The organism is Saccharopolyspora sp. NPDC050389 (assembly GCF_040655595.1).
Classification (GTDB): Bacteria; Actinomycetota; Actinomycetes; order Mycobacteriales; family Pseudonocardiaceae; genus Saccharopolyspora.
On the sequence record NZ_JBFAKG010000007.1, the window covers coordinates 34448 to 47805 of the forward strand.

11 protein-coding genes are annotated in these 13358 nt (G+C 70.9%); 3 read left to right on the forward strand and 8 right to left on the reverse strand.

What is annotated here, in order from left to right:
• Nucleotides 1-82: 82 nt before the first annotated feature.
• Nucleotides 83-946, reverse strand: coding sequence for a 3-hydroxybutyryl-CoA dehydrogenase (locus AB0I53_RS06325; protein ID WP_358597363.1), 864 nt, complete (start codon nt 944-946; stop codon nt 83-85).
• A 280-nt stretch (nt 947-1226) separates the two neighbouring features.
• Nucleotides 1227-2027: a DNA-formamidopyrimidine glycosylase family protein gene (locus AB0I53_RS06330; RefSeq protein WP_358597366.1), complete on the reverse strand. Its 801-nt coding sequence runs from the start codon at nt 2025-2027 to the stop codon at nt 1227-1229.
• Nucleotides 2028-2093: 66 nt separating this feature from the next.
• On the opposite strand from AB0I53_RS06330, the gene AB0I53_RS06335 reads away from it, so the two are divergent.
• The gene (locus tag AB0I53_RS06335) at nt 2094-3275 is read left to right on the forward strand and encodes a low temperature requirement protein A (RefSeq protein ID WP_358597369.1); all 1182 of its coding nucleotides are present in this window, start codon (nt 2094-2096) and stop codon (nt 3273-3275) included.
• A 50-nt stretch (nt 3276-3325) separates the two neighbouring features.
• Here the strand turns inward: AB0I53_RS06335 and AB0I53_RS06340 are convergent, their stop codons facing one another.
• A complete protein-coding gene (locus tag AB0I53_RS06340; protein ID WP_358597372.1) occupies nt 3326-5320 on the reverse strand; it encodes a hypothetical protein in 1995 nt (664 codons plus the stop codon).
• 112 nt (nt 5321-5432) lie between these two features.
• Between AB0I53_RS06340 and AB0I53_RS06345 the strand changes: the two genes are divergently transcribed.
• On the forward strand, nt 5433-5885 hold the full coding sequence (locus AB0I53_RS06345) for a peroxiredoxin (RefSeq protein ID WP_358597375.1): 453 nt from the start codon (nt 5433-5435) through the stop codon (nt 5883-5885).
• Here the strand turns inward: AB0I53_RS06345 and AB0I53_RS06350 are convergent.
• From AB0I53_RS06350 to AB0I53_RS06365, 4 genes are all read right to left on the reverse strand, one after another.
• The gene (locus AB0I53_RS06350; RefSeq protein ID WP_358597378.1) at nt 5882-6532 is read right to left on the reverse strand and encodes a trimeric intracellular cation channel family protein; all 651 of its coding nucleotides are present in this window, start codon (nt 6530-6532) and stop codon (nt 5882-5884) included. The genes AB0I53_RS06345 and AB0I53_RS06350 overlap by 4 nt on opposite strands.
• 122 nt (nt 6533-6654) lie before the next feature.
• The gene (locus tag AB0I53_RS06355) at nt 6655-7659 is read right to left on the reverse strand and encodes a substrate-binding domain-containing protein (RefSeq protein ID WP_358597381.1); all 1005 of its coding nucleotides are present in this window, start codon (nt 7657-7659) and stop codon (nt 6655-6657) included.
• Nucleotides 7660-7822: 163 nt separating this feature from the next.
• Complete coding sequence (locus tag AB0I53_RS06360; protein ID WP_358597384.1) at nt 7823-8833, reverse strand: ABC transporter permease; 1011 nt, start codon at nt 8831-8833, stop codon at nt 7823-7825.
• Nucleotides 8826-10349, reverse strand: a complete 1524-nt coding sequence (locus AB0I53_RS06365; RefSeq protein ID WP_358597387.1) for a sugar ABC transporter ATP-binding protein — start codon at nt 10347-10349, stop codon at nt 8826-8828. Before AB0I53_RS06365 ends, AB0I53_RS06360 begins: the two co-directional genes overlap by 8 nt.
• Before the next feature lie 225 nt (nt 10350-10574).
• Here AB0I53_RS06365 and AB0I53_RS06370 point away from each other — a divergent pair, with 225 nt between their 5' ends.
• On the forward strand, nt 10575-12227 hold the full coding sequence (locus tag AB0I53_RS06370; RefSeq protein WP_358597390.1) for a serine/threonine-protein kinase: 1653 nt from the start codon (nt 10575-10577) through the stop codon (nt 12225-12227).
• Between the two features lie 12 nt (nt 12228-12239).
• Here AB0I53_RS06370 and AB0I53_RS06375 read toward each other — a convergent pair whose 3' ends face one another.
• Nucleotides 12240-13295, reverse strand: a complete 1056-nt coding sequence (locus AB0I53_RS06375; RefSeq protein WP_358597392.1) for a lactonase family protein — start codon at nt 13293-13295, stop codon at nt 12240-12242.
• Nucleotides 13296-13358 lie beyond the last annotated feature (63 nt).

A 13358-nucleotide genomic window follows, 5' to 3' on the forward strand; every position in this document is an offset into this window, starting at 1 on the left:
TCACGCCGGGATCGACGCTCAGCTGTTCGGCCCTGCCATTGCCGGTAAGAGCCGGTTTTCGCACTCACGACCACGCGACCGGTCAGTTGTCGTAGGTGTAGAAGCCCTTGCCGGTCTTCTTGCCCTTGAGGCCCGCGTCGAGCATCCGCTGCAGCAGCGGCGGGGCCGCGTAGGTGGGCTCCGCGTACTCCGCGTACAGCGAGTCCGCGATGGCCTTCAAGGTGTCCAGGCCGACCAGGTCGGACAGGCGCAGCGGGCCCATCGGGTGGGCGCAGCCCAGCACCATGCCCTTGTCGATGTCCTCGGCGGTGGCGAAGCCGCCCTCCAGCATCCGGATCGCCGACAGCAGGTACGGCACCAGCAGCGCGTTGACGATGAACCCGGACCGGTCCTTGGCCCGGATGGTTTCCTTGCCCAGCTGCTCGCCGGCGAACGCCGCGGCCCGCGCCACCGTCTCCTCGGCGGTCAGCAGCGACGGCACCAGCTCGACGAGGTTGAGCACCGGCACCGGGTTGAAGAAGTGCACGCCGATGACGCGCTCCGGGCGCTCGGTGGCGGCGGCGAGCTTGGCGATCGGGATGGACGAGGTGTTCGACGCCAGGATCGCCTCCGGGTCGGCCACCACCTTGTCCAGCTCGGCGAACAGCTTGAGCTTCAGCCCCTCGTCCTCGGCGATCGCCTCGATGACCATGTCCCGGTCGTCGAGGTCGGTGACCGTGGTGGTGAAGTGCAGCCGGGCCTGCGCCTCGTCGCGTTCGGCCTCGGTGAGCTTGCCCTTCTCCACCCCGCGGTTGAGCGACTTCCACAGCCGGGCGCGGCCGGCGCGGGCGACGTCGGCGTTGACCTCGCACACGATCACGTCGATGCCGGCGCGGGCGCCGACCTCGGCGATGCCGCCACCCATCTGCCCGCCACCGACGACTCCCAGGCGTTCGATCTTCGTCACCACACCGATCCTTCCGCTTCCGGCTGCGCTGCCGCTGCAGGGCCTTCGTCGGCCAGATCATGCCAAAAACAGCGATTACCGACCGGTGAACAGTGCGCTAGGACACGTCGATCACACCGCAGTGCGGGATGGATGGGGCCGGACGGAGCCGGACCACATCCCCCGGGCCCGGCTCCGCGCGGTCGGACCCCCCGGACCGACCCTGACCCCCTGAAGTTCTTTCATGTTACAACACGATCTGCGCATGAATGCATGCACTCCGGGCATGGGTGCTCGTCGGTCACTCCGGCTGGCACACCGGGCAGAAGAGGGTGCTGCGGCCGCCGATCCGCAAGCGCCGCAAGGCCGACGAGCACCGCGGACACCGCCGGTCCGGCTCGTCGCGGTGCCCGGTCAGCCACGATGCCCCGTCCGGAACCCGGCCGGCGCGAACGGCCACCCGCAACATCTCGCGCATCTCGCGGTGCAGCCGGTCGAGATCGTCATCGCTCAGCTCCGCCGTGGAGCGGTTCGGGCTGATCCGGGCCCGCCAGAGGATCTCGTCGGCGCAGATGTTGCCGAGCCCGGCGAGCACCGACTGATCCATCAGCGCGGGCTTGAGGCGGCGCCGGGTGCGGGTGAGGCGCGAGCCGAACTCGGCGGCGTCGATCCGCTGCGCGTCCGGGCCGAGCTCGGCCAGCAGATCGTCCACTTCGGCCTGTTCTCGCGCGAGGTGGATGCCGGTCAGCTTCCGCATGTCCCGGTAGCGGAGTTCGCCGGCGGCGAAGTCGAAGACGACCCGGTCGTGCGGGTGCAGTTCGTCGTCGTGGGCGCACCACTGGAGATTCCCGGTCATGCCGAAGTGCACGAGCACCGTCGGCGGGGCCGCCGAGGCGTTCGGGGCGGCGGCCGTCGCGATCAGCAGCCACTTGCCGTGCCGTCGCGGCTCGGCGAAGTACCTGCGCCGCAACGCGAGCCGGAACTCGTCGGTGCCGACACCTCGCAACACCTGCGCGTCGTGCACCCGCACGTCACGCACCTGGCGGTGGTCCGCCTGCTCCGCGACCCGGCGGAATCCTTCAACATCGGGCAGTTCGGGCATGTCCTCCGGCTACCCGCGGGCGCGCCGTCTTAGCGGGTCGGGTTCGGCTTCGAGAGAATCCCGGCCATGAACATCCCACCCCTCCGGCGCCCGATGGTCGCGCGCGACCCGGCGGAACAACACCGCGTGGCCACGCCCTTGGAGCTGCTGTTCGACCTGTGCTTCGTCGCCGCCGTCGGCCAGGCCGCCGTGCAGCTGCACCACGGGCTCGCTGAGGGGCACTTCGCCGAGTACGGCATCGGCTACCTCATGGTGTTCTTCGCGATCTGGTGGGCGTGGATGAACTTCACCTGGTTCGCCTCCGCCTACGACACCGACGACGTGGCCTACCGCGCGCTGACGCTGCTGCAGATGGCCGGGGTGCTGGTGCTCGCCGCCGGGGTGCCCGCGGCGTTCCACGACTACGACTTCACCATCGTCACCATCGGCTACGTGGTGATGCGCGTGGCGATGGTCGCCCAGTGGCTGCGCGCGGCCCGGCAACATCCCGAGGGACGCGCCGCCGCGCTGCGCTACGCGGGCGGCGTGACGGTGGTGCAGATCGGCTGGATCCTGCGCCTGGCGCTGCCGCACCCGTGGGCGGAGGCCGGATTCGCGGCGCTGGTGCTGGCCGAACTCGCGGTTCCGGCGTTCGCCGAGAAACGCCGGCAGACCGCCTGGCACCCGCACCACATCGCGGAGCGCTACGGGCTGTTCACGATCATCGTGCTCGGCGAGGTGGTGCTCGCCGTGACCGCCGCGATCCAGGAGGACGTCGCCGACGGCGGCTGGTCGGCGGAGCTGCTGGAGATCGGCTTCGGTGGACTGCTGATGATCTTCGCGATGTGGTGGATCTACTTCAAGCATTCCGCGGTCGAGCAGCTGCGCGACTCGAAGCGCGCCCCGCTGGCCTGGGGTTACGGCCACTACCTGGTGTTCGCCGCGATCGCCGCGGTCGGCGCCGGGCTGGAGGTGGCCATCGACGCCAACGCCCACGAGGCGCACGTGAGCACCGTCGCCGCGGCGCTGACCGTCGCGATCCCGCTGATCGTCTACCTGGTGACGACGGCCGCCCTGCACTCCCAGATGGCCGACGCGGGCCCGCCGGTCCTGGTGCTGACGGCGGTGGGCTGCGCGCTGCTCGTGGCGGTGGCACTGCTGGCGGACCGGCTCACCATCTCGGGTTCCGTGCTGACGATGGGAATCCTGATGGCACTGGTGCTCGTCGTCGGGCTTTTCCTGCAGCAGCGCCGAATTTCGGCGCGCTGACCGGACGCCGCCGTGCCCCGTGCGGCCAGCGTACGGGCACGGCGGAAGAGTCATCCTTGCAGCGCGGCCTCCGCGGCATCGAAGTCCTCGACGATGTCCAGGACGCCCCACCGCACGGGCCAGGCGAAGCGCCGGTCCACGGTCCAGGCCAGCACCGCATCGAGATCGGCATCCCGGTCCTGCGGCGCGATCACCAGGGACGCCGCCGGGCCCACGGCCGGTTTGGCGATGGTGCACCAGGTCGACTCGTCCAGCGGGAACGAATCCTCCTGGAACATGTCGCCCAGGAAATCGCCCTCCTCGGCCTCGCGCTCTTCGCCGGATTCCTGGCCCAACTGGAAGTCGCCGAGGACCTCGCCCGTGAAGGCGCGCACGAAGCGCAGCGTGTTCTCCCCGATCACGGCCAGCACACCGTCGGCGCCCCACAGCACCGCTGTCGTCTCCTCCGGCGCGTCGATCGACCGCAAGTGCGCCGGCTCGTCGCCCAGCGACCACACGTCGATCTGCCCGTCCGCAGTCAGGCACGCGCCGTGGTCCCCCGCCGGGTCCCACGCCCAGGGCCGCTCCATGCCGTTTTCGTGCATGCCGATCTGCTCGGTCACGTCGATGTCGAGGTGGCAGCGGCGGCCGTCCTCGTCGTGGACGTCGACACCGCCGCCGTCCGGCAGCACGATCGCCAGCCGCGCGGCGTCACCGCGCATGCCCCAGTGCAGCATGCCCGGAGCCTGCTCAACGGATTCGCCGATCTGATCGCCGGTGCGGGCGTCGAGGACGGTCAACGTGCCGGGCTCGCCTCGGGATTCGCCCCTCGCGACGGCGGCGACCAACCGGTCATCCGGGCTCCAGGCGACCGGCATGCTCAAGCCGTTCCAGTGGGTGTCGCCGATGCGCGCGAACCAGCGCATCCGCCCGCCCGGCAGGTCCACGGCGCAGACCGCCGGGCCGCTGTCCCCCAGCAGCCTCGTGCCGTCGCGCGACCACCGCACCCGGTCGAAGAACCACTCGTATCGGTCGGGTTCTCCGTCGCGGCCGATCTGCGACGGTCCGCGCAGCTGCTTGATCTCCTCCGGGATCGGCTCGGGCAGCAGTTCGGGTTGCGTCCCTTCGACGTGCTGGAACTGGTGGGCGTAGACGACTTCGCCCTGGTCCAGCGCCGCGAGGCAGCCCATCACCTCGTGCCCCGTGCGCATGCTGATGTACGCGCGCCGCCCGTCGGGGGCCAGCGCGAAGGTCGCGGAAGAGTCGTTCCCGTCCGTCACATCCGCGCAGCCGAAGGGATTGCGGCTCTGGCCGAACGGGTCCCAGACCCCGACCTGGTTGGTGCAGAACCCGACGGCGAGGCGGGTGCCGTCGGCCGACCACTGCACCGTGTCCCGGTCGCCCGACCACCCGACACCGCCGTCGATCACGATCTCATTGACGGCGCGCCCGGTGCTCAACTCCCAAATCTGCAGGACACCGGCCTCGGCATCCATCATGTCCCACCGCCCGGTGGCCAGGTGACGACCGCATGGGCTGAGCTCGAAGTCGATGAACGAGCCGCCGGCCTCGTAGGCGGGATGGGCGTGCGGATGACGCAGCCGCGCACCCCGCGCCACCAGCCGCTCGGTCGCCAGCCGGTGCGCCTGCGTGACGCCGTGCTCGCGTTCGAGCGCAACCAGTTTTTCGCGCAACGGCGGCAGATCCCGCTCCGGCGCGAACGCCGCCCAGTCCGCTTCCTGCAGCAGGCCGAGCACTTCCGCCGGGTCGGCCGCCGCCAGCGCGTCGTGATCCACGAAGGCCGCGCCGGAATCCCCGGCCTGCTCGGCGCGGAGCAGCACCTCGTACAGCTCGGCCTCCGGCAGAATCGGCACGCCGAGCTTCTGCTCCTCCAGATCCGGTAATCGCACGGAGAACACGACTTCCCCGGCCAGCACCACGTCCGGCCGTTCAGATCCCGCGGCTACCACCTGAGCCCCGAGCTCCGCCAGCCGCTGCGCCAGCTCCTCCCGGGCGACGGGACCTTCCGGTTCCGCCAGAACGACCTTCTTGCCTTTCAAGTTCATGATCGGCAACAGTAGGGGCGACTCCCGACAGCCGGTGGCGAATCCGGGCTGGCCGTCCAGGTATGCGGCGGTGCGCATACCCTTTGTGTCCCGAGTCCTTCGAGGAGGCAGTATGCGAGAAGGCGACGTGGTGGCGGACTTCGCGCTGACCGACCAGCGCGGCACCGAGCGCAAGCTGTCCGACCTGGTGGCCGACGGCCCCGTGGTGCTGTTCTTCTACCCCGCGGCGATGACCACCGGCTGCACCGCGGAGACCTGCCACTTCCGCGATCTGGCAACGGAGTTCGCCGAGCTCGGCGCCCAGCCGGTCGGGATCAGCACGGATCCGGTCGCGAAGCAGCAGAAGTTCGCCGACGCGCACGGCTTCGGCTTCCCGCTGCTGTCCGACTTCGACGGCACGGTGGCCCGCCAGTTCGGTGTGAAGCGGCGGTTCGGCCCGATCCCGGTGAAGCGGCACACGTTCGTCATCGACGAGCAGCGGCGGGTGCTCGCGGTGATCCGCAACGAGTTCCGGATGGCCGCGCACGCCGACACCGCGCTGGAAGTGCTCCGGCGGGACTCCTAGCTTTTGTCGGCCCCGGTTCCCCGGGCCAGCGGCGCCCGCCAGCCGTAGCGCAGGGCGAGCAGCCGGACGACGATCGCGAGCAGCGCCGCGAGCGAGCTGGTGACCGGCGTCACCGCGTTCGCCACGGCCAGGATCGACACCAGCGCGCTGCCGAGCAGGGCGGGCACCGCGTAGATCTCGCTCTTCGGGTGCAGCAGCGCCGGGATCTCGCCGGCGAGCACGTCCCGGGCCACGCCGCCGCCGATCGCCGTCGCCGCGCCGAGCGCGATCGCCGCCAGCGGATGCATGCCGTAGTTCAGCGCCTTGATGCTGCCCGCCACGCAGAACACGCCGAGGCCGACCGCGTCGAAGAACATCACGAACCGCCGGATCCGGGCCAGCCTCGGATGCCAGAAGAACACCACGACCGCGGCGACCAGCGGAGTGGTGAAGTAGGCGACGTTGGTGAACGCCACCGGCGGCACCGCGCCGATCACCAGGTCCCGGAACAGCCCGCCGCCCAGCGCGGTCACCTCGGCCAGCACCACGATGCCGACGGCATCGAAGCGCTTCCGCACGGCGAGCAGCGCGCCGGAGAGCGCGAAGGCGAAGATCCCGACCAGGTCGAGGATCTCCTGCACCAGCGGATTCACGATCGCGGTAACCACCGCGACATTCTCACCGCCACCGCCGCGACTCCCCGACCCGGCCGCAGGTGAAAGGCGCGTTCGACCCGCTCAGGCGGTCTAACACGCCCCCATCCTTAACCGATCGGGTGATGGGAAATCGCTCAGGCGGGCGGGTTTTCGCAGGTGGGATTCAAGAGCTTCTGGACGTCGGGGCCGTCGACGTTCTGCTTGGTGATCAGCACCGCTCCGGTGTCCGGGTTCGGCAGCGGGTCCGCCGAGCCGCGGATTTTGCCGATCGCCGCGTTGACCGACGCGTAGCCCATCTTGAACGGGTTCTGCGCGATCAGGCCCGTGATCACGCCGTCCCGCAGGCCCTGGATCTCGCCCTCCGAGGTGTCCCAGCCGATGACCTTCACCTGGCCGGCCTTCCCCGCCTGCCGCACCGCCTCGGCCGCGCCGAGCACGCTGGGCTCGTTGGCCGCGTAGATGGCGTTGAGGTCCGGGTTCGCGGTGAGGATGTCCTGGGTGACCTGCAGCGCCCGGTTGTAGTCGCTGTCGCTGGACTGCTGCGCGACCAGCTGCAACCCGGGGTGCTTGGCCAGGCCCTTCTTGAAGCCCTCGGCGCGCGTCTCGTTGGTGCTCGTGCCGGGCTGGAACTCGATGAACGCCACCTTGCCCTGGCCGCCGAGCTGCTCGGCGAGCGCGTCGGTGGCCTGCTCCGCGGCGGCGACGTTGTTCGTCGCGAACACCGGCACGTCCGGCGGCTGCGGCGTGGTGCCGGAGTCCATGTTGACCACCGTGGTGCCCTGGCCCTGCGCGGACTTGGTGATGTCGGCCAGCGCCTTGGCGTCCGTCGCCGCGTACACCAGGCCCTTGACGTCGCCCTGCGAAAGCAGGTCCTGCAGCAGGCTCTGCTGACCGCTGACGTCGCTCTCGGCGTGCACGCCGTCCCAGTGGATCGTCACGTCCGGGTGCTTGGACCCGGCGCATTCGGCGCCGACCCGCACCTTCTCCCAGAAGTCGAACCCGATCGCCTTCGGCACCACGGCCAGCTTGATCGGCCCGCCCTGCTGGCCACCGCCGCCGGTCTGCTCGCGCACCCCGACGCTGCACCCGGCAGCAGCAACCGAGAGCAACACGCACGTCGCGGTCAGTACCTTCTTCATCGCCGAGCTCCCTTGCTCATCGCGGCCTACTGAGTTGGTGTTCGGGTCTTGCCTTGAAGCGACGAAGCCGCTCAGCCCACCCCCACAACCTGCACCGCCGCGGGTTCTCAGGCGCTTCCTGGCGAAGACGGCCCTACCCGCACCGCTACGCAGAACGAATTCGTCATCCGGCGTCACCGCCGAGCTTGCGTCGTTGGTACCGGTCCCACCAGACCGCCAGCCAGATGATCACGCCGATCAGCACGTTCTGGTAGAAGGTGCTGATGTTGAGCTGGACCGCCCCGTTCCGGATGACGGCGACCAGAAACGCCCCGATCAGCGAGCCCCACACGGTGCCGCGACCGCCGAACAGGCTCGCCCCGCCGATGACGACCGCGGCGATCACGTCGAGTTCCAGGCCCTCGCCGAAGTTCGGCTGGCCCGAGTAGATCCGGGACGCCGCGATCATGCCGCCGAGCCCGGCCAGCGCGCCGGAGAGCACGTAGACGGCGGTGGTGTAGCGCCGCACCGGCACGCCGGACAGCCGCGCGGCCTCCATGTTGGAGCCCATCACGTACGAGTAGCGGCCGAGGCGGGTGCGGGTGAGCACCACGTGCCCGGCCACGGCGACGAGCGCGATGAGCAGCACCGGGATCGGGATCGCGCCGATGACGCCCTGCCCGAGCAGCCGGAACGACTCCGGCGCGCCGAACACCGCGACCGCGCCGGTGGCGATCAGCACCAGGCCGCGGGCGACGCTGAGCATGCCGAGGGTGGCGATGAACGGCGGCAACCCGACCACCGACACCAGCAGCCCGTTCACCAGCCCGGCCACCGCGCCGACCAGGATGCCGCCGACGATGCCCACCAGCGGGTTGAAGCCGTAGTCGGCCATCAGCACCACCCCGAGCACCCCGGACAGCGCCGCCACCGAACCCACCGACAGGTCGATGCCGCCGGTGATGATCACCAGCGTCACGCCGACCGCCATCACCGCGTTCACCGAGGTCTGCGAGCCCAGGTTGAACAGGTTGTCCGCGGTGAGGAAGGACGGCGCGACGATCGACAGCACGATGAACACGACGATCAGCGCGCCTGCCGCGGCGACCTGCGAGACCGCGCCGGAGAGCCGGTCTCCCAGCACGCCCAGCAGGCCGCGGTCCCCAGTGGACGGTGACTTGGTCTGCTCAGTCATGGTTGCCCCCGTTTTCGAGGTTGCGGGCTCCGGTCGCCAGCGCGACGACGCGTTCCTCGGAGAACTCCGCGCGGCGGACCTCCCCGGTGATCCGTCCGCCGCGCATGACCAGGATCCGATCGCACATGTTCAGCAGCTCCGGCAGGTAGCTGGAGATGAACACCACCGCTTTCCCGCGCGCGGCAAGGGAATCCATCTGCTGGAACATCTCCGACTTGGCCCCGACGTCCATGCCGCGGCCGGGTTCGTCGAAGAACAGCACCTCCGCGCCGGTCTCCAGCCACCGCGCCAGGACCACCTTCTGCTGGTTGCCGCCGGAGAGCAGCCGCACCGGGCGGCCCACCCACGGCACCCGGATGCGCAAGCCGTCGCGCTCCCGTTCGGCGACCCGCCGCTCGGCGGCGAGGTCGATCAGCCCGGCGCGCATCGGCAGCTTCGCCATCGTGATGTTCTTGTCCACCCCCAGTTGGAGGGCAAGACCATCGGCTTTCCGGCTCTCGGTGAGGTATCCGATGCCGGCGGCGATCGCGTCGGACGGGCCGCGGATGCGCAACCGCTTGCCGTCCAGGGTGACCGTGCCCGCGTCCGGCAGCTCCGCGCCGAACACCGCGCGCGCCAGCTCGGTGCGCCCGGCCCCGACGAGCCCGGCCAGCCCGACGATCTCGCCGGCCCGGACCTCGAAGGAGACGTCGCGGACGACGTCGTCGCGGGTGAGCCCGTCGACCCTCAACCGCACCTCGCCGGGCGCGTTGTGGTTGCGCGGGTACAGGTTCTCCACGTCGCGGCCGACCATGAGCTGCACCAGCTGGGCCTCGTCCAGTTCGGTCACCGGCCGGGTGGCGACGACCGCGCCGTCGCGCATCACGGTCACCCGGTCGCCGATCTCGAAGATCTCGTCCAGCCGGTGCGAGATGTAGAGCACCGCGATGCCCTTGGCGGTCAGCTCCCGGACGATGCCGAACAGCTCTTCGGTCTCCCGCTCGGTGAGGCTGGCCGTGGGCTCGTCCAGGATGAGCACTTTCGCCTGCACCGCAAGGGCTTTCGCCAGCTCGACGCGCTGCTGCTCCGCAGTGGACAGCAGCGCCACCCGCCGCCCAGGATCGATGTCCAGGCCGACGTGGCCGAGCAGTTCCCGCGCGGCGCGGCGTTCCTCGGCCCGCGAGATCCACCCGCCGCGGCCGGGTTCGTGGCCGATGAACAGGTTCTCGGCCACCGACAGGTCCGGCGCCAGCGCGAACTCCTGGTGAACCATGGAGACGCCGAGCCGCCGGGCCGCGCCGGGCCCCTGGTAGGCGACCGCGACGCCGTCCAGTTCGATGCGCCCGCTGCTGGGCTGTTCGACCTGCGCGATCAGCTTCATCAGCGTCGACTTGCCCGCCCCGTTCTCCCCGGCGAACACGTGCACCTCGCCGGGCGGGATGGCGAGCGTGACGTCGGAGACCGCGACCACCCCGGGAAACCGCTTGCCGACGCCGTGCAGCGCGACGGCGGGTCGTTCCTGCTCGGTGGACGTCACGAAGCGCCTCCGCTCGGATCCGCATGATCGTTCCCTCGGGCTCGCAGTGCGCCGGATCATACCCACAACGAACACTCGGAGAAAAGGTTGGAACGAAGCCAAGTATTCGATTACCAGCGCACCGCCGCCGGGACGGGTCCGGTGCACCGGCGCACGCCGAGGTCGCGGATCCGTAAGCTCATGGGGGACGAATCCACGATCTTCGAGGCAGGAGGCTGAGGTCCCGTGCAGCCGTTGCTGGCCAGCGACCCGACGCGGGTCGGCGACTACCGGCTGCTCGCCCGGCTGGGCCGCGGCGCCATGGGCGGCGTCTACCTCGGCCGCTCCCGCGGCGGCCGCGTGGTGGCCGTCAAGGTCGTCCGGGCCGACCTCGCCGAAGACCCGGAGTTCCGCGAGCGGTTCCGCCGCGAGGTGCACGCCGCGCGCTCGGTAGGCGGCTTCTGGACCGCCGCGGTCGTCAACGCCGACCCGACCGCCGAGCAGCCGTGGCTGGCCACCGAGTACGTGCCCGGGCCGACGCTGCACCAGGCCGTGGTGGATCACGGCCCGCTGCCGGAAGCCACGGTGCGCAGCCTGGCCGCCGGACTGGCCGAGGCGCTCGGCGCGATCCACCGCGCGCACCTGGTGCACCGCGACCTGAAGCCGGCCAACGTGCTGCTCGGCCCGGACGGGCCGAGGGTGATCGACTTCGGCATCTCGCGGGCGATGGCCGGCAACGCCCTGACCGCGACCGGCATGTTCCTGGGCACGCCCGGCTTCTTCTCCCCGGAGCAGACCCTCGGCACCGAAGTCGGCCCGCCCAGCGACGTGTTCTCGCTCGGCGCGGTGCTCGTCTTCGCCGCGACCGGCACCGGCCCGTTCGGTGAGGAGAGCACGGCAGCCCTGCTGTACCGGGTGGTGCACGCCGAGGCCGACCTGTCCCAGGTGTCCGACGGGCTGCGGCCGCTGCTGGCGGCCTGCCTGGCGAAAGAACCGGCCGACAGGCCAACGCCCGGCGACCTGCTGGACGGGATCGGTGAGTCCAGCCCGCAGGGCAATGCCTGGCTGCCGCCCGCGATCAGCGACGTGATCGCCCAGCACGCCACCCAGTTGCAGCAGACGGCGAACGCGCCGCTGCCCGACACTCCCCCGCCGCAGCAGGTTCCGGCGACGCCCAAGCCCGGAACGCGCGCCTACACGCAGACGCAGAGCGCGGCGCCCCCCGCGCCGGTTCCGCCCGCTCCGGTGGTTCCCGCTCCGGTGGTTCCCGCAGCGGCGGCTCCCGCGCCGGTGGCTCCCGGAAACATGCGGGACAAGATCGTCCCGGCGCGCCCGAGGCAGACCGCGCAGGACCAGCGCCCGTTGGCGCGGGTGCGCAAGGACAATCCCGGCCCGGTGTTCGCCACCGGCGGCCGGTTCCGCGCCTCGATGTCGGCGCTGGTCTGCGGGTTGATCCTCTTCGGCGCCAGCCGGGTGTTCGACACCTACGGCAGCCTTTCGGCCGAACATGTCGCGATCTTCCGGCTGGGCATGCTGCTGCTGACCATCAGCATGCTCTGGTCGATCGGGCGGGTGCTGCTGCCGAGTCTGCACCTGAAGATCAACAGCGACGGGCTGCTGATCACCCGGCTGGGCCTGACCCGGGAGATCCCGTGGAGCCAGGTGAACCGGGTCGACGTGGTCGACAACGGCAAGCGGGCGGCGCTGGTGGTGTGGCTGGCCAACGGTTCGAAGCCGGCCTCGAAGTGGTGGCACCGCACCCCCGCCTACCGAGGCGGCGCCCGGGTCTTCCCGATCGGAGCCACGGGCGGCTGGCTGACCCGCCGCCAGGAGGCCCGCCGGGCCCGAACGGCGCTGAACCAGTACGCCTTCGGCCGCTACAGCACCCACATCCCGTAACCCGGGCCGCTTTCAGCCCGCCGGGAGGACGCATACCGGGGTCGGGGTCGGCACCGGCTCGCTCAGCGGCGTCAGGTCGCCGTTGTCCGCGATGCCGAACGCCTGCACGTCGTTGCTGCGCTGGCCCGCGACGAACAGCACCCGGCCGTCCGGCGACAGCGCGATGTGGCGGGGCTCGGCCACGCCCGCCGCGCGGATGTCGACCAGCCGGAACTCGCCGTCGCTGGAGTCCGCGCGGAACACGGCGATGCTGTCGTGGCCCCGGTTCGATCCGAGCACGAACCGGCCGTCCGGCGTCACCACGACCTCGGCGGCCAGGTTCGGCTGCCCGTAGCCCGGCGGCAGCATCGACAGCGTCCGCCCCGGCTCCAGCACCCCGGTCCCGGGGTCGTAGCCGAACTCGGTGATCGAGGACGCCAGCTCGTTGAGCACGTAGGCGCGTTCCCCATCCGGGTGGAACGCCAGGTGCCGCGGCCCGGCACCGGCCCGCAACGGGACCTCGTGCTTGAGCACCAGGTGACCGCTGTCCACGTCGAAGCCGTAGACGTAGACCGAGTCGGTGCCCAGGTCCACGGCGAGCACGTGGCGGCCGGCCGGATCGGGCAGCACCTGATGCGCGTGCGGGCCCTCCTGGCGTTGCGGGTTCGGCCCGCTGCCGCTGTGCTGCACCACGTGGCACGGCTCGCGCAGCACGCCGCCCTCGGCGATCGGATGCACCACGAGGTTCCCGGACTCGTAGTTGGCGGTCAGCAGGTACTTGCCGGACGGGTGCACGCTCAGGTGGCAGGGCGCGGCGCCCAGCGTCGGCTGGGAGTTGATCTCGTCGAGCGTGCCGTCGGCGCGCACCGCGAAGGCGATGACCCGGCCTTCCCGCAGCTCGCTGACCGCGAACAGCGTCGCCCCATCGGGTGCCATCGCGAGGAAGGACGGATCGAATGCCTCGGCCACGCTCTCGGTGCACCGCAGCACCCCGCCGGCATCGGCGATCGCCAGCCGGATCCCGTCGGCCGCCGATTCCGATCCGGTGTACGCCCCCAGGTAGACCCGGTACTCCCCGTTGTCCGGCATCAGCGCCTCGCCTTCCCAGTCCGCGGAAACCTCACCGCGTCCATGATGTCAAGAGCCCGCCCC